Here is a 25514-nt window from a genome sequence, read left to right as displayed (position 1 = left end):
GTGGCCTGCCAGGCGGTGATGGCGGCGGCGATCTTCTCCCGCTTCGCCTGGTGGTAGTTCACGGGGGTCTGCTCGGGGGTCTCGGTGCTCATCGGCCGTCAGGGGCCGCCGGGCCCGGCCGGGGCCGGACATGGCGAGGCGCCGCCGCGGACGGTCGCGGCGGCGCCTGAGGAGGTCAGCTGGCCCAGTCGAGCAGCGGACGGGTGTTGCTGGGGTGGCGCAGCTTGGAGAGGGACTCCTTCTCCAGCTGACGGATGCGCTCGCGGGTCAGGCCGAGGTGCTTGCCGATCTCGTCGAGGGTGTGGGGCTTGCCGTCGACGAGGCCGAAACGCAGGGCCATTATCTTCGCCTCCCGGGGAGAGAGGTTGCCGAGCACGCCGCGCAGCTGCTCGCCGAGCAGCTGGCGGTCCACCACCTCGGAGGCCTCGGGCGAGTCGACGTCCTCGATGAGGTCGCCGATGGTGGTCTCGCCGTCCTCGCCGATGGTGGCGTTGAGGCTGATCGGCTGGCGGCTGGTGCGCAGCAGCTCCTCGATCTGGTCGGGAGTCTTGTCCAGCTCGACCGCCAGCTCCTCGGGCGTGGGCTCGCGGCCGAGACGCTGGTGCATGTCACGCTCGACGCGCGACAGCTTGGACAGCATCTCCAGCACGTGGACCGGCAGCCGGATGGTGCGGGCGGAGTCGGCGAAACCGCGCTGGATGGCCTGCCGGATCCACCACATGGCGTAGGTGGAGAACTTGTAGCCCTTGGTGTAGTCGAACTTCTCCACCGCTCGGATCAGGCCGAGGTTGCCCTCCTGGACCACGTCGAGCAGGGCCATGCCGCGGTCGGTGTATTTCTTCGCCACCGAGACGACCAGCCGGAGGTTGGCCTCCAGCATGTGGTCCTTGGCGCGGCGGCCGTCCTCGGCCACCCACTCCAGGTCGTCGCGCATCGCGGCGGACAGGCCCGGCTCGGCCTCCAGCTTGGACTCGGCGTACAGGCCCGCCTCGATCCGCTTGGCGAGCTCGACCTCCTGGGCGGCGGTCAGCAGCGTGCGGCGGCCGATCGACTTGAGGTAGGTGTGCACCGAGTCGCCCATGACCGAGGACTGGTCGTCCAGGTCCAGGGTCGGCTCGGCCTCCAGCTCGGCCTCCTCGGCGGCGGCCCACTCATCCTCGTCGATCTCGGAGTCGACGTTCTTGACGTCCTTGGCGGCGGGCTCGGTCCGGGCGACGGCCGCCTTCTTGTCCTGGACGGGCCTGTCGGGCGTGGCCTTCGTCTTGCGGGCGGCGGTCTTGCGGGTGGCGGTCTTGGCGGCCGACTTCTTGGCGGAGGCCGCGAGCGTGGGCTCGTTCTCGGCGGCCAGGCTGACGCCCGCCTCGGTGAGCTCCCGCAGGATCGACCTGCCTTCGGTCGGGCTGATCCCTGCCTCGGCGAAGGCGTGGCGCAGCTCCGCGAGTGAAAGGTGACCCTGGACTCGCCCTCGGTCAAGGAGCTGTTCGAGGGTCGTCGGGGCCTCAGGTGAGGGCACCACGGCGGTTTGGGGCATGAGGACACCTCCTCCATCACGGAGTCTTCTGCTTACAGGTTGTGGGGTGGGGCGGCGAGGGGGCCGCTCTGCGCACCAGTACCAATAACCCCAGCCAAGAACTTTCTGTTCCCGACTTGACGGGGAAAATATGATGGGTGGACCGCCATTACCGCGATCCACCCCTCCTGAGCGGCTGGTATGGCCTATTCAGTGACGTTCACAGGTCCTTCGACCACGGGCATGGGTAACGGTTGGGCGTCTTCCAGCCGCTGCTCGGTCCAGTAGCGCGTGACCTTCTCCGGGTCGGGGTTGACCTCCCTGGAGACCACGTAGTCCTCCGCGGGCGGGACCGTCCCCTGGGAGGCCGCCGGGTCCGGCGCGGGGGTGGCCGGCGTGCCCTCGGAGGCGGGCTGGTTGCCCTCCAGCGCGGGCACGGGGTCGCCGTTCTTGCTGATCCTGCCCGTCGCGGCGGCCGCCGCGACGGATATGCCGCCGGCGAGGACCACGCTGACGATGCCGGCGGACACCCACGTCTTGCGGGTTATGTTCATCGGGCTCGTCCTTCCTGCTTCGGCTGTCTGTTTGACGTGCGGAGCCGCCCCTATGGTTCCCGTCGAAGACCATAACGGAGGGTCGCGAGGTCTGGCTTGCCATTGGGCAAAAGTGGTATTTCGGGCAGGACGATCAGCTCGGCGGGGGCGGCGTAGGCGGGCAGCCGCTCCTTGGCGAAGGCGCGGAGCTCGGCCAGCGACGGGGGAGCGGCCGAGACGACGACGGCGACCACCCGCTCACCCCATTCGGGGTCGGGGCGGCCGACCACGGCGGCGTCGGCGACCGCCGGATGCTCGGCCACGACGGCGGCCACGGCCGCCGCGACGACCTTCTCGCCACCGGTGTTGATGACGTCGTCGGCCCGGCCCAGGACGCGCAGCCGCCCGCCGGTCAGGGTGCCGAGGTCGGAGGTGAGGAACCAGTCGCCGTCCCGGGCGGCGGCGGTGAGGTCGGGGCGGAGCCGGTAGCCGGAGAACAGCACGGGGCCGGCGAGGCGGATCCGGCCGTCGTCGCCGATCTTCAGATCCACGTCCTGCAGGGGCTCGCCGTCGTAGACGCACCCGCCGCAGGTCTCGCTCATGCCGTAGGTGGTGACCACCCGGGCGCCGGCGGCGCGGGCCGCGGCGAGCAGGTCCGCGGGGGCGGCGGCGCCGCCCAGCAGGATCGTCCTGAAGACCGACAGGTCCGCCGGCAGCAGCCGGCGCAGCTGGGTCGGCACCAGGGAGACGTGGTCGGCGCCGCTGGCGAGCACCGCCTCGGGGGAGAAGCCGTCGTGCACGATGGGCGCGGTCTCGCTCAGCAGCGACCTGACCAGCACCTGCAGGCCCGACACGTGGGAGGGCGGCAGGCAGCAGAGCCAGCGCTCGCCGGGCCGGGCGCCCAGCCGGCGCAGCGAGGCCGAGGCGGAGGCGCGCAGGGCCGCGGCCGACAGCTGGACCCCCTTGGGGACGCCGGTCGTGCCGCTGGTGGCGATGACCACGGCCACCTCGGAAGGGACCCCCACGCCGTGCGCGTGCCGTACGCCGTTGACGTGGGTGGGGCGCAGCGCCTCCAGCGTGGCCCGCAGCGCCGGGGCGGGCAGGGCGGGCGACAGGGGCAGCACGGCGGGGCCCCGGCCGTCGAGCGCCGCGTCGACGGCCTGGAACAGCTCGGGCCCGGGTGGCAGCACGACGGCGTGCAGCTCCCGTTGCGGTCGAGGCTGCTCCGGGTGCACGGAACCGGTCATCACAGTCGTAAGGTTAGTGCCGACAAGCCGGACAACAGCCGAGGGGCACCTCGGCACAGCGGAAGGGGCCAGACGATCGTGAGCACGGAGCGAGCCGAGCCGGGCACGGACGAGCGAGTGGCGGGCGAGGCGGGTCCCGTGCCGGCGAGCGTCCAGGTGCGCGCCGCCGACTGGGAGCGGTCGGGCGAGTACGAGGACATCGTCTACGAGACCGCCGAGGGCATCGCCAAGATCACGATCAACCGGCCGGAGCGGCACAACGCCTTCCGCCCGACGACGCTCTTCGAGCTCAGGCACGCCTTCAACGTCGCCCAGGAGGACCCCGGGGTCGGCGTGATCATCTTCACCGGCGCGGGGGACAGGGCCTTCTGCTCCGGCGGCGACCAGAAGATCCGCGGCGACGACGGCTACGTCGACAAGTCCACCCCGCACGTGGGCCGGCTCAACGTGCTCGACCTGCAGGTGCAGATCCGCCGCTGCCCCAAGCCGGTCATCGCGATGATCGCGGGCTACGCCATCGGCGGCGGCCACGTGCTGCACGTCTGCTGCGACCTGTCCATCGCCGCCGAGAACGCGGTCTTCGGCCAGACCGGTCCCAAGGTCGGCTCCTTCGACGGAGGCTACGGCTCCTGGCTGCTGGCCGAGACCGTCGGCCTGAAGCGGGCCCGCGAGATCTGGTACCTGTGCCGCCAGTACGACGCGCAGACCGCCCTGAACTGGGGCCTGGTCAACGCGGTCGTCCCCCTGGAGCGGCTGGAGGAGGAGACCGTCGCCTGGGCCCGGGAGATGCTGGAGAAGTCGCCGCTGGCGCTGCGCATGCTCAAGGGCGCGCTGAACGCGGTGACCGACGGGGCCGCCGGCATGCAGCAGTTCGCGGGTGACGCCACCCTGCTCTACTACATGAGCGAGGAGGCGCAGGAGGGCCGCGACGCCTTCAAGGAGAAGCGCGCCCCCGACTTCGGCAAGTTCCCGCGCCGGCCCTGACGAGCCGGCCGCGATGAGGCAGAGGGGCGCCGGCCCCCGGGCGCCCCGCCCCCCGATGGGCGGGGCGCCCCCGGCAGGGCGTGAGAGGCAGTCACCTTCCGGGGTGCGACGGCTAGAGGAGGCAGTGCGGTGAATCCCGCCACCGCGCTCGCGACGGTGCTGGTCGACGAGCTCGTGCGCTGCGGTCTCACGGACGTGGTGCTCGCACCCGGCTCGCGCTCGGCCCCGCTGGCCCTGGCCGTGCACGCCGACAGCCGGATCCGGCTGCACGTGCGCATCGACGAGCGCTCGGCCTCCTTCCTCGCGCTGGGCCTGGCCCGGCGCGGCGCGCGCCCGGTCGCGCTGATCTGCACCTCCGGCACCGCCGCGGCGAACTTCCACCCGGCGGTCATCGAGGCGCACGAGTCGGGGGTGCCGCTGCTGCTGCTCACCGCCGACCGGCCGCCCGAACTGCGCGACACCGGCGCCAGCCAGACCATCGACCAGATCAAGCTGTACGGCACCGCGGTCCGCTGGTTCAGCGAGGTCGGCGTGCCGGAGGAGCGGCCCGGCCAGGTCGCCTACTGGCGGTCGCTGGCCTGCCGCGCCTACCAGCGCTCGCTGGGCCCGTCCGACCCCGGCCCGGTCCACCTGAACCTGGCCTTCCGCGAGCCGCTCATCCCCGACGGCGACGCCTCCTGGTGCGAGTCCCTGGAGGGCGACGCCAACGGGCCCTGGATCCGGGCCCGGGTGGCGCCCCCCGCGGTGGCGCTGCACCTGCCGCCGACCAGGCGGGGCGTGCTGGTCGTCGGCGACGGCGCCGCCAACGTGCGCAGATACGTCGCGGCGGCGGGCATGGCCGGCTGGCCGGTGCTGTCGGAGCCCAACGGCGGCGCCCGCTACGGCGACCACGCCATGTCGGCCTACCACTTCCTGCTCGGCACCCCGGAGTTCACCGACCGGCACCGGCCCGAGGTGGTGGTCACCCTGGGCCGCCCCGGGCTGTCCCGGCCGCTGCTCAACTGGCTCAGGCACGCCGACGAGCACATCGTGGTCGCCCCCGACCTGACCCGCTGGCCCGACCCGACCCGCTCGGCCACCCAGGTGGCCCAGGCGGTGGAGATCCCGGTCGCCGCCGGCGACGACGCCTGGCTGCACTCCTGGCGCCGTGCCGACGGCGCGGCCAGGGCCGCGATCGACGAGGTGCTGGACGGCGCCGGGCTCAGCGAGCCGCGCCTGGCCCGCGACCTGGCGGACCTGCTGCCCAACGGGTCGCTGCTGCTGTCGGCCTCCTCCATGCCGATCCGCGACCTGGACCAGGCGATGCGCCCCCGCCGGGGCCTGCGGATCCTGGCCAACCGGGGCGCCGCCGGGATCGACGGCGTGGTGTCCACCGCCATGGGCGCGGCCCTGGCGCACAACGGTCCCGCCTACGCGCTGATGGGCGACCTGACCTTCCTGCACGACCAGAACGGGCTGATCCTCGGCCCCCGCGAGCCCCGTCCCGACCTGTGCCTGGTGGTGGTGAACAACGACGGCGGCGGCATCTTCTCGCTGCTGCCCCAGGCCGCGCTGCGCGACCCGTTCGAGCGGGTCTTCGGCACCGGGCACGGGGTGGACCTGGCTCACGTGGCCGCCGCCACCGGCACCCCGTACACCTACGTCGGCGAGCCCGAGCAGCTGTCCAAGGCGCTGCGCGGGGAGGGCCTGCGGATGGTCGAGGTCCGCACCGACCGGGAGTCCAACGCCGTCCTGCACGCCATGATGCGCGACGCGGCCCATGCCGCGATCCGCCAGGTCGGGTGAGGCCGCGGCGGAGGGCGGACGCCCCCGTGGCGTGCACCGCCCGCCACGGGGCGCGGCCCCGCCCGGGAGCCTGACGACAGGGCGGGAGCGACCCGGCCGACGGAATAAGGTGTCCGTCATGCATGTCGACGAATGGCTCCAGGCGATCCCCCCTGTGTGGATCTGCGCCCTGGTCGGACTGGTGATCGGGCTGGAGAGCCTGGGCATCCCGCTGCCCGGGGAGATCGTCCTGGTCAGCTCCGCGCTGCTGGCGGCACAGGGCGTGGTCAGCCCGGTCTGGGTCGGCGTCTGCGCCACCGTCGGGGCCGTCGTCGGCGACTCCGTCGGCTACGCCATCGGCCGCAGGGGCGGCAAGCCCATGTTCGACCGGCTGGGCCGCAGGTTCCCCAAGCACTTCGGCCCCTCCCACATCGCCAAGGCCGAGCGCTACTTCGAGCGCTACGGCATGTGGACGGTCTTCTTCGGCCGGTTCATCGCGCTGCTGCGCATCCTGGCCGGTCCGCTCGCCGGGGCCCTGCGCATGCCGTACTGGAAGTTCCTGACCGCCAACGTGCTCGGCGGGATCGCCTGGGCGGGCGGGACCACCGCGGTCGTCTACTACCTGGGCAGGGTCGCCGAGCAGTGGCTCAAGGGCTTCTCCTGGGCGGGGCTGGGCCTGGCGGTGCTGTTCGGCGTCGCGACCACGCTGTTCGTCAAGCGCCGGGCGGCCAAGATGGCCGCCGAGGAGGCCGAGGAGCCCGCCGGCACGGCGTGACTACCAGACCTGGGGATGTGCGGTCCGCAGTGACGCGGTCACGGTGAGGAGGTAAGACTCATCGTGAAGGGAAGCGCCATGCGACCTGAGCCCACGTCGATCGCCTACGAACCGGTGGCCTCCTACAACACCTACGAAGAGGCCCAGAGGGCCGTCGACTACCTTTCCGACCAGAAGTTCCCGGTCGAGCACGCCAAGATCGTCGGAACGGACCTCCGGCTCGTCGAGAGAGTGCTCGGCCGGCTGACCTATCTGCGCGCCGCCGGCATGGGCGCGGCCTCGGGTGCCTGGATCGGCCTGCTGATCGGCCTGTTTCTCGCGATCTTCACTCCCGGGCGGTTCCCCTTCCTCCTGGTGCTGTGGGCACTGGTCTGGGGCGCCATCGCCGGAGCGATCTTCGGCCTGATCGGTCACGCGCTGACCGGCGGCAAACGGGATTTCCTGTCCTCCAGCGCGATAGTCGCCAACCGCTACCAGGTGCTGGTCACGATCGACCGCGCGGCCGAGGCGCGCAGGCTCCTGGAGGTCGGCACCCCGCAGGCCGCGCAGGCCCCGCAGACCCCGCAGACCCCGCAGTTCTAGACGCGCGGGTCCCGGCCGCGCTCCGGTGGCGGGAGAGCGCCTCCAGGCGATGGAGGCGCGGGCCGGGGCCACCCGCCTCTCCGGCCCGGCGGGCCGCCCGCCGTCCCGGCCGGCCCACGGCTCACGGGGGCGGGATCACCAGCTCTGAAGATGTGGCCGGCCCGCCGCAGGACGAGTGTCGGCTGTAGTGCCCACACTGGAGGTCAGCATGGCAAGAGCGGTCGGGATCGACCTTGGCACCACCAACTCGGTGATCGCCACGATGGAGGGCAACCAGCCCACGGTGATCCCCAACGCCGAGGGTTCCCGGACGACGCCGTCGGTCGTGGCCTTCACCGAGCAGGGCGAGCGCCTGGTCGGGCAGCTGGCCCGCAGGCAGGCGATCCTCAACCCCAAGGGAACGATCTACTCGGCCAAGCGCTTCATCGGGCGCCGTTTCGACGAGGTCACCAGCGAGATGAACGCCGTGTCGTTCGACGTGGTGCCCGGACCGGACGGGGCGGTGCGCTTCAAGGTCCACGACAAGCTCTACGCGCCGGAGGAGATCGCCGCCCAGGTGCTGCGCAAGCTCGTCGACGACGCCTCGAAGTTCCTGGGGGAGAAGGTCACCGAGGCGGTCATCACCGTGCCCGCCTACTTCAACGACTCCCAGCGCCAGGCGACCAAGGACGCCGGGAGGATCGCGGGCCTGGAGGTGCTGCGGATCGTCAACGAGCCCACCGCGGCAGCCCTGGCCTACGGTCTGGACCGCAAGAAGAACGAGACCGTCCTCGTCTTCGACCTGGGCGGCGGGACGTTCGACGTCAGCATCCTCACCATCGGCGAGGGCGTCGTCGAGGTACGGTCGACCTCGGGCGACACCCATCTGGGCGGCGACGACTTCGACCGGCGCATCGTCGACCACCTCGCCGACGAGTTCCAGCGCGACACCGGCATCGACCTGCGCAACGACCCCCAGGCGCTGCAGCGGCTGTTCGAGGCGGCGGAGAAGGCCAAGGTCGAGCTGTCGGCGGTCACCCAGACGCAGATCAGCCTGCCCTTCATCACCGCGGACGCCTCCGGCCCCAAGCACCTGAACACCACGCTGCGGCGGGCGACGTTCGAGGAGATCACGGCCGACCTCCTGGAACGTTGCAAGGGGCCGGTCGAGCAGGCGATAGCCGACGCCAGGCTCACCCCCAACGACATCGACGAGGTGATCCTGGTGGGCGGCTCGACCAGGATGCCCGCCGTGCAGAACCTGGTGCGCCGCATGACCGGCGGCAAGGACCCGAACATGACGGTCAACCCCGACGAGGTCGTGGCGCTGGGCGCCGCGGTCCAGGCGGCCGTCATCAAGGGCGAGATGCAGGACGTCGTCCTGCTCGACGTGACGCCGCTCTCGCTGGGCATCGAGACGCTCGGCGGGATCATGACCAAGGTCATCGACCGTAACACGACGATCCCGGCCCGCCGTACCGAGGTGTTCAGCACCGCCGAGGACAACCAGAGCGCCGTCGACGTCGTGGTCCTTCAGGGGGAGCGCGAGCGCGCCGCCGACAACCGGGTCCTCGGCCGGTTCCGGCTGGAGAACATCAGGCCCGCGCCGCGCGGCGAGCCCCAGATCGAGGTGACCTACGACGTCGACGCGAACGGGATCGTGAACGTCTCGGCCCGGGACAAGGACACCAACGCCGAACAGCGCATCACCATCAGCGAGAGCTCCAACCTCGACCAGCGCGAGGTCGAGCGCATGGTCGCCGACGCCGAGCAGCACCGGGACGAGGACGCGCGGCTGCGGCAGGTGGTCGACGCGCGCAACGAGCTCGACAGCGCCGCCTACCAGGTGGAGCGGCGGCTGAAGGAGCTGGGGGAGGCGGTGCCCGTCCACGAGAAGGCGCGTGCCGAGATGCTCGTCAACGACGCCCGTGAGGCGGTCAAGCAGCAGGAGACCCCGCTCGACCGGCTCCGGTCCCTGACCTCGGAGCTGCAGCAGGTCTACCAGAGCCTCGCCGTCGCCTCCGCCGGGCAGCCGGCGGGCAGCGCCCAGGGGGCTCCGGGAGCCCAGGGCCCGCAGGGCGGCCAGCGGGCGGGCGGGGACGACGACGTGATCGACGCGGAGTTCACGACCGATGAGTGACGCGCCCGGACCGGAGGACGTCCCCAGGGAGGGCGCCGAGGCCGCCCCGGACGTGGCGGAGCTCCAGGCCCGCGCCGCCGGGCTCCAGCGGCAGAACGAGGAGCTGGAGGGCAGGTGGCGGCGCGCCCTGGCCGACCTCGACAACCTGCGCAAGCGGGTCATCCGGGACACCGAGCGGGTGGGGGCCGAGGAACGGGCGCGGGCGGCCGCCGAGTGGCTGCCCGTGCTGGACAACCTGGAACGCGCGCTGGAGCACGCCGAGAGCGATCCGGCCTCCATCGTCGAGGGGCTGCAGGTGATCCGGGACCAGGCGCTGGAGGTGCTCGCCCGCCTGGGCTTCCCGCGCCGGGACGACGCCGGGACGGTGTTCGACCCGGCACGGCACGAGGCGGTGGCCACGCTCGCGCAGGAGGACGTGCCCGAGGGGACGGTCCTGCAGGTGGTACGGCCGGCCTACGGAGACGGTGAGCGGCAGCTGCGGCCCGCACTGGTCGTGGTGGCCAAGGGGGAATGATGGCCGCCGCGCCCCGCGACTTCTACGAGATCCTCGGGGTGCCGAGAGGCGCCGGCCAGGAGGAGATCCAGAGCGCCTACCGCAAACTCGCGCGGGCCTACCACCCCGACATCAACAAGGACCCGGGCGCCGAAGACCGCTTCAAGGAGATCTCGGAGGCCTACAGCGTCCTGTCCGACCCCGGGACGCGCCGCCGCTACGACGCGTTCGGAGCGGACTTCCGCCAGGTGCCCGAGGACGTGGACCCGGAGACCTGGGCCCGTGCCAGGGCCGGGCGGGGCAGGCGGGCCGGGTCCGGGGCCAGGGCGGGAGCCGGGGCCGGTCCGGGGGGACCGGCGGGCTTCGGGGAGGGCGCCGACTTCGAGGAGCTCCTGGAGGGGCTGTTCGGCGGCCGGGCCGGCCGGGCGGGCCGGGGCTGGGGGCCGATCCCCGGTGCCGACCAGGAGGCCGAGATCGAGCTGACCGTGGAGGAGGCGTACCGGGGCGGACGCCGCTCGATCACCGTGGGCGGCCGCCGGATCGAGGTCAACATGCCGGCGGGGGTGACCGACGGGCAGCGCATCCGCCTGGCGGGACAGGGGGGCCGGGGCAGTGACGGGGCCGCCGCCGGAGACCTCTACCTGATCGTCAGGATCGCGCCGCACCGCCGCTACCGGGTCGAGGGGCGCGACATCCACGTCCACCTCCCGGTCAGCTCGTGGGAGGCGGCGCTCGGCGCGTCCGTCGCCGTCGACACCCCGGGCGGCGAGGCCAAGGTCAAGGTGCCCGCCGGGACCTCCAGCGGCCGGAGGCTGCGGCTGCGCGGCCGGGGGATGCCGAACCCGAGAGGCACACCGGGTGATCTGTTCGCCGAGGTGCGGATCATGGTCCCGCCCACCTTGTCGGAGCAGGAGCGGAGGCTGTTCGAGCAGCTCGCCGTGGCCTCGGAGTTCGATCCCAGGAGAGGACGATGACCCGCCCGCCGGCGAGGTCCCGGCGGCCGGCTCCGGAGGCGGTGCCGGCCCGGCCGTCCGTGAGGTCCCGGCGGCCCGTTCCGTGGAGGCGGCGATGAGTTACGCACTGACCCGACCCCGGCGCCTGGACCTGGAGGCGTTCGCCTGGGCCACCGGGACCCACCCGGACCTGGTGCGCCGTCTCGTCACCCTCGGCGTGCTCGACGCACAGCGCGACGCGGCCGGGGCCCTGTGGTTCCCGCTGTCCCAGGTGTACGCCATGGCCCGGATCCAGCGCCTGCGCGCCGGTTTCGCGCTCAACTACGCCGCGCTCGGCCTCGTGGTGGACCTGCTCGACCGGATCGCGGAACTGGAGGCGGCCCAGCGCAGCCGTCCCGGCACTACAGGCACTACAGGAGGACCGCAGTGGACGTGAACGAGCTGACGCAGAAGTCGCAGGAGGCGCTGCACGACGCGCAGACCAAGGCGCTCCGTTTCGGGCACACCGACGTCGACGGGGAGCACCTGCTGCTGGCGCTGCTGGATCAGCCGGACGGCCTGATACCTCGTCTGCTCCTCAGGTCCGACGTCGACGTGGAGCGGCTCGTCGCCGACCTGGAGGCCGAGCTGAGGCGCCGCCCCCGGGTCGGCGGCCCCGGGGTCGATCCCGGCCAGGTCCGGGTGACCCAGCGCCTGTCACGCCTGCTGGAGGCGGCCAAGCGGGAGGCCGGCCGGCTCAAGGACGAGTACGTCTCGGTGGAACACCTGCTCGTCGCCCTGCTGGAGGAGGGCAGCGAGAGCTCCGCCGGACGGCTGCTCCACCAGCAGGGGCTGAGCAGGGACGCCTTCCTCCAGGCGCTCACCGCGGTCCGCGGCCACCAGCGGGTCACCTCGGCGATGCCCGAGGTCGCCTACGAGGCGCTGGCGAAGTACGGCCGGGACCTGGTCGCCGACGCCGCCGCGGGCAAGCTCGACCCGGTCGTCGGGCGCGACAGCGAGATCCGCCGCGTCATCCAGATCCTGTCGCGCAAGACCAAGAACAACCCGGTCCTGGTCGGCGACCCCGGAGTCGGCAAGACCGCCATCGTCGAGGGTCTCGCCCAGCGGATCGACAACGGTGACGTGCCCGAGGGGCTGAGGGACAAGGTGATCTTCAGCCTCGACATGGGCGCCCTCGTGGCCGGCGCGAAGTACCGGGGCGAGTTCGAGGAGCGCCTCAAGGCGGTGCTCACCGAGGTCGTGGCCGCCGAGGGGCGGATCCTGCTGTTCGTCGACGAGCTGCACACGGTCGTGGGCGCGGGCGCGGCCGAGGGCGCCATGGACGCGGGCAACATGCTCAAGCCCATGCTGGCCCGCGGCGAGCTGCACATGATCGGGGCCACGACCCTGGAGGAGTACCGCAAGCACATCGAGAAGGACGCCGCCCTGGAGCGCCGCTTCCAGCCCGTGATGGTCGACGAGCCCTCGGTCGAGGACGCCATCTCGATCCTGCGCGGCCTGCGTGAGCGGCTGGAGGTCTTCCACGGGGTGACGATCCAGGACGCGGCGCTGGTGGCCGCCGTCGTGCTGAGCCACCGCTACATCTCCGACCGCTTCCTGCCGGACAAGGCCATCGACCTGGTGGACGAGGCCTGCGCGATGCTCCGCACCGAGATCGACTCGATGCCCGCCGAGCTCGACGAGCTCACCCGCAGGGTGATGCGGCTGGAGATCGAGGAGGCCGCGCTGGCCAAGGAGGAGGACCAGGCGAGCAGGGCCCGCCTGGAGGAGCTGCGCAAGGAACTCGCCGACCTGCGGGCCGAGGCCGACGCCATGCGGGCGCAGTGGGAGGCCGAGCGGCAGGTGCTGCGCAGCGTCCAGGCCCTGCGCGAGGAGATCGAGCGGGTGCGTACCGAGACCGAGCGCGCCGAGCGCGACTACGACCTCAACCGCGCCGCCGAGCTGCGGCACGGCAAGCTGCCCGAGCTCGAACGGCGACTGCGTGCCGAGGAGGAACGCCTGCGCAGCAAGCAGGGCGCCGGGCGGCTGCTGCGCGAGGTCGTGACCGAGGACGAGATCGCGATGATCGTCTCCAGGTGGACGGGCATCCCGGTGAGCCGCCTGCAGGAGGGGGAGCGGGAGAAGCTCCTGCACCTGGACAAGATCCTGCACGAGCGGGTGATCGGCCAGGACGAGGCGGTGCGGCTGGTGGCCGACGCCGTCATCAGGGCCCGCTCCGGCATCAAGGACCCGCGCCGTCCGATCGGGTCGTTCATCTTCCTCGGGCCGACCGGCGTGGGCAAGACCGAGTTGGCCAAGGCGCTCGCGGCGGCGCTGTTCGACACCGAGGACAACATGATCCGCATCGACATGAGCGAGTACCAGGAGCGTCACACGGTCAGCCGTCTCGTCGGCGCCCCTCCCGGCTACATCGGCTACGACGAGGGCGGCCAGCTCACCGAGGCCGTACGGCGCAAGCCGTACTCGGTGGTGCTCTTCGACGAGGTGGAGAAGGCGCACCCCGACGTCTTCAACACGCTGCTGCAGGTCCTGGACGACGGCCGGCTCACCGACGCCCAGGGCCGGACCGTCGACTTCCGCAACACCGTGCTGATCATGACCTCCAACCTCGGCTCGATCTACCTGCTCGAAGGCGTCACGTCGAGTGGGGAGATCAAGCACGACGCGCAGGAGCAGGTCATGGCGGAGCTGCGCTCGCACTTCCGTCCGGAGTTCCTCAACCGCGTCGACGACATCGTGATCTTCAAGCCGCTCACCCCGCAGGAGATCGAGCACATCGTCGAGCTGATGTTCGGCGAGCTGCGGGTGCGGCTCGCCGAGCGGGGGATACGGCTGGAGGTCTCCGAAGACGCGCGCAGGTACATCGCCGAGCGGGGGTACGACCCGGTGTACGGCGCGCGCCCGCTGCGCCGGTTCATCGCCAGGGAGGTCGAGACCCGCATCGGCCGTGCGCTGCTCACCGGTGACGTGCACGACGGCGCCGTGGTCCGGGTCGGACTGGCCGAAGGCGAGCTCGTTGTCACCTACGAGTGAGGAGAAGCGGGCATGTCATCAAATATCGTGCAATGCAAGAACTGCGGGCAGAAGAACAGGGTCCCCGCGGCCGCGTCGAGCGCTCCGCGCTGCGGCAGGTGCCATCGGCCGCTGCCCTGGCTCGCCGAGGCCGGCGACGACGACTTCGCCGAGGTGGCCGAGGGCTCGCCGGTCCCGGTGATCGTGGACTTCTGGGCGGCGTGGTGCGGGCCCTGCCGGATGGTCAGCCCGGCGCTCGACCGGGTCGCCGAGGACCTCGCGGGCACGGTGAAACTCGTCAAGGTCGACGTGGACCGCTCGCCCAAGCTCTCCGAGCGCTTCACCGTCCGCAACATCCCCTACCTGATGGTGATGAGCGGCGGACGGGTCGTGGCCGAGCGGGCGGGCACCGCTCCGGCCGCCGAGCTGCGCACCTGGGTGGACGGGGCGATCGCGACGGCGGGGCGGGAGGGCGGCTGAGATGGACGCCTTCGCCGAGACCCCCGATCACCACGGGGCCTTTCCCCGGCTGAGCGACGAGCAGATCGCGAGGCTGGCGCCCCACGGGGGCCGGCGGCCCACCCGGCCGGGCGACGTCCTGCTCCGGGAGGGCGAGGACTGCCCCGACTTCTTCGTCATCCTGGCGGGCAAGGCGGCCGTCATCCAGGACGAACGGGTGGTGCGGGTCCACGGGCCGGGCCGGTTCCTCGGCGAGCTCGGGCTGCTCACCGGCCAGAAGGCGTTCACGACGTCGGTCGTCTGCGAGGCGGGCGAGGTCCTGGCGGTCCCCACCTGGCGCCTGCGGCAGATCGTCGCCCACGATCCGGAGCTGGGGGACCTGATCCTGCGGGCCTTCCTGATCCGCCGTTCGCTGCTCATCAGCAGCGGGGCGGGGCTGAGGATCATCGGCTCCCGCTACTCGCCGGACACCCGGCGGCTGCGGGAGTTCGTCGCCCGCAACCGGGTGCCGCATCGATGGATCGACCTGGAGAAGGACAGGGAGGCCGAGGCGCTGGTGCGCAACCTCGGCATAGCGCCGGACGAGACGCCCGTGGTGATCCTGGGCGGGACGCAGGTCCTGCGCAATCCCGGCAACGCCGAGCTGGCCCGCGAGCTCGGCCTGCCGGTGCCGTCGGTGCCGGAGGACGTCTTCGACCTCGTCGTCGTGGGAGCGGGTCCCGCGGGCCTGGCCGCCGCGGTGTACGGAGCGTCGGAGGGATTGCGCACGGTGGTGCTCGACGCGGTCGCCGCCGGCGGCCAGGCGGGCACCTCCTCGTGCATCGAGAACTACCTCGGCTTCCCCACCGGGATCTCCGGCGGCGAACTCGCCGAGCGGGCCGTCATCCAGGCCAAGAAGTTCGGCGCGCACCTCGGCGTGCCCGCCGAGGCCACCTCGCTCAAGCGGCGGGACGGGCACTACACCGTGGGGCTCCGCGACGAGCCGCCGATCGAGGGCCGCACGATCGTCATCGCCACCGGAGCGCGCTACCGCAAACTCGGCGTGCCACGGCTGGAGGACTTCGAGGGCAACGGCGTCTACTACGCCGCCACCCTGAGCGAGGCCGGGCTCTGCCGCGGTGAGGCGGTCGTGGTCGTGGGCGGGGGGAACTCGGCGGGGCAGGCGACGATCTTCCTGGCCGAGTACGCCGTCGCGGTCCGCCTGCTCATCCGCGGTGACGACATCGCCGAGAACATGTCGCGCTATCTCATCGACCGGATCGAGAACGATCCCAAGGTCGAGGTGATGCTCCACACCGAGGTGCGCGAGCTGGCCGGCGCCCACGCCCTGGAGGCCGTCGTCGCCGAGGACACCCACACCGGGGAGCGGTCGCGCATCGACACCCGGGCCATGTTCGTGTTCATCGGCGCCGACCCCTGCACGACCTGGCTCGCCCCCGAGATCGCCCTCGACGACAGGGGGTTCGTCCTCACCGGCTTCGACGACGGCCTGCCCCTGGAGACCAGCATGCCGGGCGTCTTCGCGGTGGGTGACGTCAGAAGCCAGTCGATCAAGCGGGTCGCCTCGGCGGTGGGAGAGGGGTCCATGGCGATCCGGCTGGTGCACGAGCACTTCACGCGGTGGCAGGCACCTCAGTGATCGGGGCGGACGCTCTCCTGCACGGCGAGCCGGGCCAGCTCGACACGCGAGCGGATGCCGAGCTTGCGGAAGACCTGGCGCAGGTGGAAGGCGACGGTGTGCTCGCTGATGAACATCTGCTCGGCCGCCTGGCGGTTGGTCACCCCCTGGGCGACGAGATCGCAGACCGCGCGTTCGGTGCCGGTCAGGCTGGACCACCCCGACACGGGATGGTCGGTCCGGACCCAGTGGCGGCGCCGCTCGCCCAGCGCCCGCAGCCGGCCCCGCACCCGTGCCGCGTCGCGGATCGCGTCCACCGACCCGTAGCACAGCAGCGCGCTGTTGAGGCTGGAGACGGCCAGGTCGCGGGCGCCGGCGTCGGCGCCGAGCAGCACGCCGAGGTCCTCCGCGGCCGAGGCCCTGGCCCACGGGTCGGTGTGCTCGGTCATGGCGCGGACCAACGCGTCCGGATCGCGCTCGCGCACGCCGCGCGCGTGGGCGGCGGCCACCGAGGGGTTGGGCAGGCGGGGGTTGCGCCAGGCGATGCCCTCGGCCGCGTCCACCACGGCGTCGGCCCGGCGCTCGTCCCGCACCGCCATCGCCACCCGCACCAGCCACGCCGCCGCCGTCGGGTCGCTGGTCAGCGCCCCGGTGTGCCTGGGCAGCGCGTCGTAGACCTGGCTGAGCGAGCTCATCCCGCTCGCCGCGCCGCCGCGCGCCTCGCTGATCCGCCCGGCCGTCAGCTCCGAGCGCAGCCGCGCGTACGGCGGCGCGTCCCGCACCCCCCTGGCCAGGTCGCTCTCCAGATACCTGACCGCCCGGGGAAGGTCGCCCGCCCGCAGTGAGGCGGTGCCGAGCACCGACAGGGCCGAGGAGACGAGGACCGGCACGCCCAGGCTGCCGGCGGCGGTCAGCCCGGCCTCGGCCTGCTCGATCGCGCTGCCCAGCCGGCCGGCGGCGAGGTCGAGGCGGGCGCGGAGGACGGGTATCTCGGCGGCCCACTCGGGCTGCCCGGCGGCCTCCTCCACGGCACCGGCCAGCACCGTCTCCGCCTCGTCGAGCAGCCAGAGGTCGGTCAGCATCGTCGTCAGGACGGCCCGCGGCTGCGGGTGGCGCCCGCTGCCGGGCAGCTCCACGGCCTCGCGGGCCAGCTCCAGGCCGCGCGCGAGCCTGCCCTCGTCCCAGGCGAGCAGGGACAGCAGCACGAGGGTGTCGGCGGCCGCGCCGTCGGCGCGCTGGTGCCGGGGGACCGGACGGGCCGGCGGGCCCTGCCCGATCTGCTGGCGCAGCGCCTGCCGTACCGGCGCGGGCACCGTGTCGACGATCGACCGCCACACCAGCTCGTTCCGGAAGGCCAGCTTGTCGGAGGCGACCACGAGCACGCCGGCCGCGAGCGCCTCCTCCAGGGAGGGGAGCAGCGCGGCGGGCGGCTGGCCGAGCATCTCGGCCGCGTACCCCGGGGAGAACGAGCGGCCGAGCAGCGCGGTCGCCTCCAGCAGGTGCCTGGTCCTGGCGCTCACCTCGGCCAGGCGCCGCCGGACGGCGGCGTGGAGGCGCCGGGGCAGCGCCGTCCCGGTCAGCAGGGCGACGCCCGAGCCCACCCGCACGGCGTTCTCCTCACGCAGCCCGGTGAGGAGCGCCAGCAGCAGGGACGGGTCCCCGCCCGCCTGCGCCGCCAGCTCCGCCAGCTCCTCTCCCGGGGCCGCGTTCAGGGTGTCGGCGACCACCTCGGACACGGTCTCCTCGTCGAGCGGGCTCAGCAGGATCCGGGTGGCCCCCTCCTGTTCGAGCAGGTCGAACAGGAGGCCGGAGTCGCCGCCGCCGGAGGTGGTACGGCGGGCCAGCAGCCACGCCAGCGGGTGGGAGGCCAGCCGCGACGGCAGCGTCCGCAGGGCCATGAGCGTGGCGGGGTCGGCCCACTGGAGGTCGTCCAGGGTCACCAGCAGCGGTCCCGGTCTCGCCCGTCTCTCCAGCGCGGCCCGCACCCGCTCGGCCAGCCACATCAGCAGGCCCGGCCCGTCGGGGAAGTCGCTCCTGGTGACGGCCACGGGGGCCGGTGACTCCTCCAGGGCCGACAACAGCGGTCCCAGCGGCGTCAGCCGTCCCAGCTCGTCGGCCCGGCCGGTCGCGACCGCCGTGCCCCGCGCGGCCGCGACGGTCGCCGCCTCGGCGAGCAGGAGGCTCTTGCCCATCCCGGGCTCGCCCTCCACGAGCACCACGTTCGCGGTCGTGTCCGCGGCGGTCCCCAGCAGTTTGAGGATCGCCGCCCACTCAGGCTCCCGGCCGCGCATCGGCGTCCCCCGTATTTGAGGTCATACGCCTAGCTCTTTCCCGGCCGTTCCCTCCCGGCACGTCCCAAGAGGACAAAACACCCTAAACAACTGTCCAGGTCGACACCTTTTTCAGGATTTTTGTCGTTGTGGGGCGGTCAGGGGTCCGGCCCGCCCTCCCGGGACCGTTCCGAGGGCTCAGCGCTCGATGAGCGTGACCTCCAGGGAGTAGTGCGAGGCCCGGTAGACGTGGGAGCCGTGTTCCACGGCCCTGCCCTGGTCGTCGTAGGTGGTGCGGAGCATCGTGAGCAGGGGCGCGCCGCGCCGCTCGTCGAGCAGCCGGGCCTCGGTGGCGGTGGCCGCGCGCGCCCCGATGCGCTGGTTGGCCACGCGCATCCGCACCCCGGCGGAGCGGAGCAGCTCATACAGCCCGCGCTCCTGGAGGCTCTCGGCGGTCAGCGGTGCCAGGCCGACGGGCAGCCAGTTGTGCAGCAGGGCCAGCGGCTCCCCGGCGGCGTAGCGGATCCGCTCCATCCGCAGCACCTCGGTGCCGGCGGCGACGCCGAGGATGGCGGCGATCTTCTCGTCCACGGGTCCGGACTCCAGGGCCAGCACCCGGGTGGCCGGCTCCTGGCCCGCCCTGCGCAGGTCGTCGTAGAGGCTGGTGAGCTCGACCGAGCGCTTGACCTGGCCGTGCACGACCTGGGTGCCGACGCCCCGCTTGCGCACCAGCAGGCCCTTGTCGACGAGGTATTGGATCGCCTGGCGGATGGTCGGCCGGGACAGGCCGAGCCGGTCGGCGAGCAGGATCTCGTTGTCGAGCCTGGATCCGGGCGGCAGGTCGCCTCGCTGGATGGCCTCGGAGATCTGCTCGGCCACTTGGAAGTAGAGTGGCACCGGGCTGGACCGGTCCAGATCGATGGCGAGCTTCGCGGTCATCTGCCCTCCCGTGGATACGCTCCGTGATCAGGCTAGCGGACATCAGAATGTCATGACAAATCGTGCCCAACGCTCCGGATGTGCCGTTGCTCCGGCGGGTCGCCGGCCGGCGTAGTAACCTGCCCGTATGCTCGGGCGGTCGTCGTCGACGCCGCGGACACCAATATTACCTATTGATCCTGTAGGAAATGGGGGTAAAGTGGTGGTCTGGTCACATGAAGGAGCCGCCATGAGCCCGGAACCGGGGGCCGAGACCCCGCTGAGCGCCGCGGTCAGGGCCGCGCGCTGGATCCGCTCCGCGGCCGTGGACGACGGGCACGGGCGGCACTGGCGGGCCAACCCCGACACGCGAGGCCGCTCGGCCATGCCCGGCCAGCCGCTGTCGCTGTACTCCGGGGCGGCCGGCATCGTCCTGTTCTTCCTCGAACTCGCCGCCGCCACCGGGGACGAGGGCTACTTCGACGACGCCGTGGCCGGGGCCCGCTACCTCGCCGCCACCTGGCGGGAGCAGGCCGACCTCTCCCTCCACCACGGCCTGGCGGGAGTGATGTTCGCCCTCGCCGAGGCGGGGTGGGCCACCGGCGAGAGCTCCTTCGAGGCGGAGGCCGGGGCCGTCGCCGACCACATCGTGCGCAGCGCCCGTCCCGTCGACGGAGGGCTCGGCTGGACCGGCGACCCCGCGCAGCGCGGCGACGGCGGGATCATCCTCGGGCTCCTGCACGCCGCCGGCATCCTGGGCGTCCCCGCCTACCAGGAGATCGCCGTCGAGGCGGGCATGCGCATCGCCGACCTCGCCGTCCCGGGCCACCGGTTCGGCGACGGCGCCTGCGCCGACCTGCCGCTGGACGCGGTCACGCCCGGCTTCCTGTCCGGCACGGCGGGCACCGCCTTCCTGCTCGCCCGCCTGTACGGCCTGACCGGGCAGAGCGGCTTCCTGAAGGCCGCCAGGAGGGGGTCCGACTTCGTCCGCGCGATCAGCGTCGTGACGGACCGGTGCGCGATGGTCCCGCACCACATCCCGCAGGGCCGCGACCTGCACTATCTGGGGTTCTGCTCGGGATCGGCCGGGGTCGCGCGGATGTTCTACGAGCTGTACCGGGTGGCGGGCGACGCCGGGGACCTCGACTGGGTGGAGCGGCTGGCCCGGGGGATCGTCCGCAGCGGCACCCCGGGCCGCCGGACGGACGGCTACTGGAACGTGGCCTGTCAGTGCTGCGGCGCGGCCGGCCTGGTGGAGCTGTTCGTCGGGCTCTGGGCGGCGACCGGCCGCCAGACCCACCTGGAGTTCGCCCACGAGCTGGGGACGGACCTCATCGGCCGGGCCACCCGGCACGACGGGCGGGGTTGGCGGTGGTATCAGGCCTATCGCCGGCTGCGGCCCTGGGAGGTCACCGCCGACACGGGATACATGGTCGGCGCGGCGGGGATCGGAGCCGCCCTGCTCCACCTGGACGCCACCACCCGCCCGCAGGAGATCCGGCGGCTCATGCTGCCCCCCGACAACCCGTTCCCGGCCATCCCGCTGCCCGCCGCGACGCTCCGCCACTCCTGAGCGCCATGGGAGCGTCCCGCCGGGGAGGCCGGCGCCGCGGGCGGCCGCGGGCCGGGACCCTCGGCGACCTGAGCCATGCGACCGCCAAAAGGCGATCAAACTCGTGACCACGATTGGTGATCCTCCATGACTACCGCGCAGACCTTGCCTACCGTCGGTGCCGTGTTGACCCTTGACGACTTTCTTCCCGACCCGGAGCGTTCGGTGGTGGCGGTCGAGCCCGCCGTGCCGGGCGCGGGCCACTGGGCGGGTGCCCCGAGCGCGGTGGCGGGCGACGGAGTGATCTACCTGGCCTACCGGCTGCGACGCCCGGTCGGGGAAGGGCGTGGCTACGCCGTCGTCGTCGCCCGGTCGGCGGACGGCGAGCGGTTCGAGCCCCTGCTCACGATAGACAGGCAGGAGATGGACGCCGAGTCGCTGGAGCGTCCCACCCTGGTCCGCACCCCCGAGGGGCGCTGGCGGCTCTACCTGAGCTGCGCCACCCATGGGAGCAAGCACTGGCGGGTGGAGGTGCTGGAGGCCGGCGACCCGGCCGGGTTCGACCCCCGGCACCGCCGGACCGTGCTCCCCGGTGATCCCAAGACCGGCGTCAAGGACCCGGTGATCGTACGGCGGGGCGACGTGTGGCACCTGTGGGCCTCCTGCCACCCGCTGGCCGAGGCCGAGGAGGCCGACCAGATGGTCAGCGACTACGCCACCAGCGCCGACGGGCTCGAGTGGATCTGGCAGGGCACCGCCCTCAGCGGCCGGCCCGGCGCCTGGGACGCCAGGGGCACGCGGATCGCCGCGGTCCGTTTCCTGGACGACGGGATCGTCGCCTTCTACGACGGCCGGGCCACGGCGGCGGAGAACTACGAGGAGAAGACCGGCGTGGCGGTGGGCACCGACCCGGCCGAGCTGACCCCGGCCGGGGACGGCCCCGCCGCGTTCTCGCCGCACGCCGGCGGCGGCCTGCGCTATCTGGACATCGTGGACCTGCCGGAGGGCGGACGGCGGCTCTACTACGAGTACACCCGCCCGGACGGGGCCCACGAGCTCCGCACCGAGCTGCGCTGACCCTGAGGCGGCGGGGCCGGGCCGCTCCGGTCCGCAGCCGCCCGGGGCGGCCCGGCCCGCGCGGAGGGCCGGTCCCACGCCGCGCCGCGCGTCCGTCCCTGCCCGCCCCCGGGCCGCCGCGCCTACGTCTGCGGCCGCCCGTTGCGGGCCTGGCGCTGGCCGTTGGGTCGGGTGCCCACCAGGCCGCCGGAGCGCTCACGGGGGCGCAGCCAGTCGCTGAAGTCCTCGCCGGTCGTCTCCTGCAGCAGCGCCACGTCCTCGGCGAAGTAGCCGATCAGCCGCTCCCGCTGCTCCCAGGTGAGGGGCCGGCGGGAGCGGGCCCGCTGCTGCAGCCGCCGCTCCAGCGGGTCGGTCAGCGCCACGCTCGCCCGCGCCGGGAGGAACCGGCCGACCGCCGCCCCGGTCCGCAGCGCCCGCGACAGCAGCCGGTGGCCCCGCGTCGGCTCGGGGTGGGCGGTGACGTTCTCCCGGGGCACCTCGGTGACGACGCCGGTCTCGACGCCGAGGAAGCGGCAGATCCGGTCCAGGGTGTCGGCGGGCCGGTCGACCAGGTCGCGGTAGCGGAAGACCAGCACCTGCTCGCGGGGGAACAGGGTGTACAGGTGCGCCAGCTGCTCGCCGTACCGGCCGAGCCCGCGATAGTGCCAGAACGGCGCCCAGCCCGCCCTGATCCGCCGCTCCTCCTCCTCGCACGCCCGCACCACGTCGCCGACCGGTTCCAGCCCGGCCGACCACAGGTGGGTCCAGTTGGAGTGGGCCCGCTCCACCGGGTCGCGCAGCACCACGATCAGCCTGGCCTCGGGGATCGCGGCCCGGATGCGCCGCTGCGCCTCCAGGTCGTACAGGTAGAACGGGGTGGACTCGCCCCTCAGCGTGTCCGGCGGCGCCGCGCCGAACAGGGCCTCGTAGTCCGCGCGCCGCCAGACGTGCTCGCGGTAGGTCTGGGCGTCGCCCGGCCCGCCCCCGGTCGGCGGCGGGCCGTCGGTGAGGAAGAACTTCGGCTCCTTCACCGGCGACAGGAAGAGCCCCGGGTGGCGGGCCAGCGCCGCGTGCAGCGCGGTCGTCCCGGCCTTGGGGGCGCCGATGGTGAGGAAATCCGGTAGCGGCATCGTCATTCCCCTTAATTCCTACTTTTATTGGGGAAAATATAGGCTTCCCAGGACAAAAGCAAGGGCCCGGCGATGGGTGATCGGCGGGCGCCGGGGGCGTCGGTGGCGGGGCTCCAGCCGTCGGCGTCAAGGTCGTGGAGGCCGGCGATGCTGCCCCGCTCCACGGATCTGAAGTTGACCGTCGTGCCACTCCTCGCGGCCGGGACCTCGGCCCGCCGCGGACCACCAGGATACCCTCGCCGCTTCTCCGCCCCAGGTGCGCGGCCCGCGCCGCCGGCGGCCCCGGTGCGACGACATCGTCAGCTCAGGTCCTAATGTCACGACAAACCATTGACAGCGTGGTAATGCGGTGGTTACAAACCAGGGACGGGGGATCCGGCGAGTCGACGCACGGAGGTTACCGATGAAGTGGACGAAAGGGCTGGTCGTCGCGGCCGCTCTGGGCCTGACCGCCCTGACCGGCTGCTCAGGCGGCCCGGCCGGGCAGAGCGGCGGCGAGCCGGCGGGCGCCTCGGCTCCGGCGGCGGCCGAGGCGGGCGCCTTCGCCGTCATCACCCACGCGGGCGCGGGCGACGCCTTCTGGGACGTGGTGAAGAACGGCGCCGAGGCCGCGGCCAAGCGGTACGGCGTCACGGTGAGCTACCAGGGTGACGGCGACCCGGCGCGGCAGTCCCAGCTCATCGACCAGGCCGTGAGCCAGAAGGTCGACGGCATCGTGGTCTCCATGGCCAACCCGGACGCGCTGAAGGAGGCCGTCGGCAAGGCCGTGGCCGCCGGGATCCCGGTGATCACGATCAACTCCGGCGGGGACAGGTCCCGGGAGTTCGGCGCGATCACCCATGTCGGCCAGTCCGAGGACGTGGCCGGGCGGGGCGCGGGGGACAGGCTCAAGGCCGAGGGCGTCGGCAAACTGCTCTGCGTCATCCACGAGGCCGGGAACGTGGGCCTCGACCAGCGCTGCAAGGGGGCGGCCGAGGGCCTGGGCGGCACGGTCGAGCGGCTCCAGGTCGAGGTGGGAAACCTCGCCGACGCCACCTCCAAGATCAAGGCCAGGCTCCAGTCGGACGCCTCCGTCGACGGCGTGCTCACCCTGAACCCCGCCGTCGCCATCGCCGCCCGTGACGCGATCGCCGACGGCGGCTCCAAGGCCAAGCTCGCCACCTTCGACCTGTCGGCCGACGTGGTCACCGCCGTCAAGGACGGTGAGATCCTGTTCGCGGTCGACCAGCAGCAGTATCTCCAGGGCTGGCTGCCGATCACCTTCCTGATCCTCTACCGCGACAACCTCAACACCGTCGGCGGCGGCCTGCCGGTCAACACCGGTCCCGGTTTCGTCACCAAGGACAACGCCGGACAGGTGGCCAGACTCGCCGAGAGCGGCACCCGGTGACGGTGGCCGACGAGCGGCTCGCCCGGACGGGGACGGCCCGGCGGCTCCTGCTCCGGCCGGAGCTCGGCGCGGTGGTCGGCGCGGTCGCGGTCTTCACGTTCTTCGCCGGCCAGTCGGCCACGTTCCGCTCGGTCGAAGGCGTGGCCAACTGGCTGGATCCGGCCTCCACCCTCGGCATCATGGCGGTGGCGATCGCACTGCTGATGATCGGCGGCGAGTTCGACCTGTCGGCCGGGGTGCTCACCGGCACCACCGGCCTGATCACGGTCGTCCTCGCCACCCGCTACGGCCTGGCGGTCTGGACGGCGATGCTCGTCGCGCTCGTGGCGGCCCTGCTGGTCGGCTACCTGAACGGGCTGATCGTGGTCCGCACCAAGCTGCCGAGCTTCATCGTCACGCTCGGCACGTTCCTGATGCTGCAGGGCGCCAACCTGGGCGTCACCAAGGCACTGACCGGGACCGTCCAGGTCGGCGGGCTCCGCAGAGCCGAGGGCTACGAGAGCGCCCACGCCGTGCTGGCCGGGACCGTCCCGGTGGCCGGGACCGGCTTCCGGGTGGCCATCCTCTGGTGGCTGGGCGTCACCGCGCTGGCCACCTGGGTCCTCATGCGGACCAGGGCCGGAAACTGGATCTTCGCGGTGGGCGGTGACGACCAGGCCGCCCGCGCCGCCGGAGTCCCCGCCGAACGGACGAAGATCGCCCTGTTCATGACGACCGCGGTGGCCGCCTGGCTGGTCGGCTCGGTCATGGCGCTCCGCTTCACCTCGGTGCAGGCCAACTCGGGCATCGGCCAGGAGTTCGTCTACATCATCGCGGCGGTGATCGGCGGGTGCCTGCTGACCGGCGGGTACGGCTCCGCGATCGGGGCCGCGATCGGTGCGGTGATCTTCGGCATGGCCGACAAGGGCATCGTGTTCGCCGGCTGGGACGCCGACTGGTTCAAGTTCTTCCTCGGCGCGATGCTGCTGCTGGCGACCCTCGCCAACCGGCTCGTCCGCCGCTACGCGGAGGAGGTGAGACGTTGAGCGGGACCGGCGCGCCCCCCGCGGGCGCCACCCCGGAGCGGCCCTCGCCCGGCCCCTGTGGCGCACCGGATCCGCGGCCACCACGGCCGGCACGGACTCCGGGGCCACCCGGGCGAACGCCCCG

At 72.8% G+C, this 25514-nt stretch carries 21 protein-coding genes; 15 read left to right on the top strand and 6 right to left on the bottom strand.

Going from position 1 to position 25514, the window contains the following annotated elements; genetic code table 11:
* Positions 1-175: 175 nt before the first annotated feature.
* From ACWDS7_RS27570 to ACWDS7_RS27560, 3 genes are all read right to left on the bottom strand, one after another.
* On the bottom strand, positions 176-1531 hold the full coding sequence (locus ACWDS7_RS27570; RefSeq protein WP_306874540.1) for an RNA polymerase sigma factor: 1356 nt from the start codon (positions 1529-1531) through the stop codon (positions 176-178).
* Between the two features lie 185 nt (positions 1532-1716).
* Complete coding sequence (locus tag ACWDS7_RS27565) at positions 1717-2064, bottom strand: hypothetical protein (RefSeq protein WP_451931644.1); 348 nt, start codon at positions 2062-2064, stop codon at positions 1717-1719.
* 50 nt (positions 2065-2114) lie between these two features.
* Positions 2115-3290: an AMP-binding protein gene (locus tag ACWDS7_RS27560; protein WP_451931645.1), complete on the bottom strand. Its 1176-nt coding sequence runs from the start codon at positions 3288-3290 to the stop codon at positions 2115-2117.
* Between the two features lie 156 nt (positions 3291-3446).
* Between ACWDS7_RS27560 and menB the strand changes: the two genes are divergently transcribed.
* The 11 genes from menB to ACWDS7_RS27505 all read left to right on the top strand — a co-directional run bounded on the left by menB (position 3447) and on the right by ACWDS7_RS27505 (position 16070).
* Entirely contained in the window at positions 3447-4274 is an 828-nt protein-coding gene (menB, locus tag ACWDS7_RS27555) for a 1,4-dihydroxy-2-naphthoyl-CoA synthase (protein WP_306875891.1), read from the top strand.
* Between the two features lie 129 nt (positions 4275-4403).
* Positions 4404-6059: a 2-succinyl-5-enolpyruvyl-6-hydroxy-3-cyclohexene-1-carboxylic-acid synthase gene (gene menD / locus ACWDS7_RS27550; RefSeq protein ID WP_451931643.1), complete on the top strand. Its 1656-nt coding sequence runs from the start codon at positions 4404-4406 to the stop codon at positions 6057-6059.
* A gap of 118 nt (positions 6060-6177) precedes the next feature.
* Positions 6178-6813 (top strand): DedA family protein, encoded by a 636-nt coding sequence (locus ACWDS7_RS27545; RefSeq protein WP_451931642.1) that lies wholly within the window; start codon positions 6178-6180, stop codon positions 6811-6813.
* A 78-nt stretch (positions 6814-6891) separates the two neighbouring features.
* Positions 6892-7395 carry a general stress protein gene (locus tag ACWDS7_RS27540; protein WP_451931641.1) on the top strand — a complete coding sequence of 168 codons (504 nt, stop codon included), beginning with the start codon at positions 6892-6894 and terminating at the stop codon, positions 7393-7395.
* Positions 7396-7603: 208 nt separating this feature from the next.
* Positions 7604-9514: a molecular chaperone DnaK gene (dnaK, locus tag ACWDS7_RS27535; protein ID WP_451931640.1), complete on the top strand. Its 1911-nt coding sequence runs from the start codon at positions 7604-7606 to the stop codon at positions 9512-9514.
* Positions 9507-10028: a nucleotide exchange factor GrpE gene (locus ACWDS7_RS27530; RefSeq protein ID WP_451931639.1), complete on the top strand. Its 522-nt coding sequence runs from the start codon at positions 9507-9509 to the stop codon at positions 10026-10028. The genes dnaK and ACWDS7_RS27530 overlap by 8 nt, the downstream gene beginning before the upstream one ends.
* The gene (locus ACWDS7_RS27525) at positions 10025-10981 is read left to right on the top strand and encodes a DnaJ C-terminal domain-containing protein (protein WP_451931638.1); all 957 of its coding nucleotides are present in this window, start codon (positions 10025-10027) and stop codon (positions 10979-10981) included. The genes ACWDS7_RS27530 and ACWDS7_RS27525 overlap by 4 nt, the downstream gene beginning before the upstream one ends.
* 94 nt (positions 10982-11075) lie before the next feature.
* A complete protein-coding gene (locus tag ACWDS7_RS27520; protein ID WP_306874518.1) occupies positions 11076-11396 on the top strand; it encodes a chaperone modulator CbpM in 321 nt (106 codons plus the stop codon).
* Positions 11387-13993 carry an ATP-dependent chaperone ClpB gene (gene clpB / locus ACWDS7_RS27515; protein WP_451931637.1) on the top strand — a complete coding sequence of 869 codons (2607 nt, stop codon included), beginning with the start codon at positions 11387-11389 and terminating at the stop codon, positions 13991-13993. Before ACWDS7_RS27520 ends, clpB begins: the two co-directional genes overlap by 10 nt.
* Positions 13994-14005: 12 nt before the next feature.
* Complete coding sequence (gene trxA / locus ACWDS7_RS27510) at positions 14006-14452, top strand: thioredoxin (RefSeq protein WP_451931636.1); 447 nt, start codon at positions 14006-14008, stop codon at positions 14450-14452.
* Position 14453: 1 nt separating this feature from the next.
* On the top strand, positions 14454-16070 hold the full coding sequence (locus ACWDS7_RS27505) for an FAD-dependent oxidoreductase (protein WP_451931635.1): 1617 nt from the start codon (positions 14454-14456) through the stop codon (positions 16068-16070).
* Here the strand turns inward: ACWDS7_RS27505 and ACWDS7_RS27500 are convergent.
* Positions 16064-18340 carry an AAA family ATPase gene (locus ACWDS7_RS27500; RefSeq protein ID WP_451931634.1) on the bottom strand — a complete coding sequence of 759 codons (2277 nt, stop codon included), beginning with the start codon at positions 18338-18340 and terminating at the stop codon, positions 16064-16066. The genes ACWDS7_RS27505 and ACWDS7_RS27500 overlap by 7 nt on opposite strands.
* Positions 18341-18517: 177 nt before the next feature.
* Positions 18518-19258: a GntR family transcriptional regulator gene (locus ACWDS7_RS27495; protein WP_306874503.1), complete on the bottom strand. Its 741-nt coding sequence runs from the start codon at positions 19256-19258 to the stop codon at positions 18518-18520.
* A gap of 229 nt (positions 19259-19487) precedes the next feature.
* On the opposite strand from ACWDS7_RS27495, the gene ACWDS7_RS27490 reads away from it, so the two are divergent.
* Both ACWDS7_RS27490 and ACWDS7_RS27485 read left to right on the top strand, forming a co-directional pair.
* Positions 19488-20810: a lanthionine synthetase LanC family protein gene (locus ACWDS7_RS27490; RefSeq protein ID WP_451931633.1), complete on the top strand. Its 1323-nt coding sequence runs from the start codon at positions 19488-19490 to the stop codon at positions 20808-20810.
* Positions 20811-20972: 162 nt separating this feature from the next.
* Positions 20973-21866 carry a hypothetical protein gene (locus ACWDS7_RS27485; RefSeq protein WP_451931632.1) on the top strand — a complete coding sequence of 298 codons (894 nt, stop codon included), beginning with the start codon at positions 20973-20975 and terminating at the stop codon, positions 21864-21866.
* A gap of 122 nt (positions 21867-21988) precedes the next feature.
* Here the strand turns inward: ACWDS7_RS27485 and ACWDS7_RS27480 are convergent, their stop codons facing one another.
* Positions 21989-22975: a sulfotransferase family protein gene (locus ACWDS7_RS27480; RefSeq protein WP_451931631.1), complete on the bottom strand. Its 987-nt coding sequence runs from the start codon at positions 22973-22975 to the stop codon at positions 21989-21991.
* Between the two features lie 403 nt (positions 22976-23378).
* Here ACWDS7_RS27480 and ACWDS7_RS27475 point away from each other — a divergent pair, with 403 nt between their 5' ends.
* Positions 23379-24365 (top strand): sugar ABC transporter substrate-binding protein, encoded by a 987-nt coding sequence (locus ACWDS7_RS27475; protein ID WP_451931630.1) that lies wholly within the window; start codon positions 23379-23381, stop codon positions 24363-24365.
* Positions 24362-25390, top strand: coding sequence for an ABC transporter permease (locus ACWDS7_RS27470; protein ID WP_451931629.1), 1029 nt, complete (start codon positions 24362-24364; stop codon positions 25388-25390). Before ACWDS7_RS27475 ends, ACWDS7_RS27470 begins: the two co-directional genes overlap by 4 nt.
* Positions 25391-25514: the final 124 nt, after the last annotated feature.

The organism is Streptosporangium sp. NPDC003464 (assembly GCF_053588315.1).
This window is presented reverse-complemented; position numbering and strand designations above follow the sequence as displayed.

Coding starts and splice junctions, on each gene's coding strand:
- ACWDS7_RS27570 (WP_306874540.1), bottom strand. CDS start 1,531: ATGCCCCAAACCGCCGTGGTGCCCTCACCTGAGGCCCCGACGACCCTC.
- ACWDS7_RS27565 (WP_451931644.1), bottom strand. CDS start 2,064: ATGAACATAACCCGCAAGACGTGGGTGTCCGCCGGCATCGTCAGCGTG.
- ACWDS7_RS27560 (WP_451931645.1), bottom strand. CDS start 3,290: ATGACCGGTTCCGTGCACCCGGAGCAGCCTCGACCGCAACGGGAGCTG.
- ACWDS7_RS27545 (WP_451931642.1), top strand. CDS start 6,178: ATGCATGTCGACGAATGGCTCCAGGCGATCCCCCCTGTGTGGATCTGC.
- ACWDS7_RS27540 (WP_451931641.1), top strand. CDS start 6,892: ATGCGACCTGAGCCCACGTCGATCGCCTACGAACCGGTGGCCTCCTAC.
- dnaK (WP_451931640.1), top strand. CDS start 7,604: ATGGCAAGAGCGGTCGGGATCGACCTTGGCACCACCAACTCGGTGATC.
- ACWDS7_RS27530 (WP_451931639.1), top strand. CDS start 9,507: ATGAGTGACGCGCCCGGACCGGAGGACGTCCCCAGGGAGGGCGCCGAG.
- ACWDS7_RS27525 (WP_451931638.1), top strand. CDS start 10,025: ATGATGGCCGCCGCGCCCCGCGACTTCTACGAGATCCTCGGGGTGCCG.
- ACWDS7_RS27520 (WP_306874518.1), top strand. CDS start 11,076: ATGAGTTACGCACTGACCCGACCCCGGCGCCTGGACCTGGAGGCGTTC.
- trxA (WP_451931636.1), top strand. CDS start 14,006: ATGTCATCAAATATCGTGCAATGCAAGAACTGCGGGCAGAAGAACAGG.
- ACWDS7_RS27505 (WP_451931635.1), top strand. CDS start 14,454: ATGGACGCCTTCGCCGAGACCCCCGATCACCACGGGGCCTTTCCCCGG.
- ACWDS7_RS27500 (WP_451931634.1), bottom strand. CDS start 18,340: ATGCGCGGCCGGGAGCCTGAGTGGGCGGCGATCCTCAAACTGCTGGGG.
- ACWDS7_RS27495 (WP_306874503.1), bottom strand. CDS start 19,258: ATGACCGCGAAGCTCGCCATCGATCTGGACCGGTCCAGCCCGGTGCCA.
- ACWDS7_RS27490 (WP_451931633.1), top strand. CDS start 19,488: ATGAGCCCGGAACCGGGGGCCGAGACCCCGCTGAGCGCCGCGGTCAGG.
- ACWDS7_RS27480 (WP_451931631.1), bottom strand. CDS start 22,975: ATGCCGCTACCGGATTTCCTCACCATCGGCGCCCCCAAGGCCGGGACG.
- ACWDS7_RS27475 (WP_451931630.1), top strand. CDS start 23,379: ATGAAGTGGACGAAAGGGCTGGTCGTCGCGGCCGCTCTGGGCCTGACC.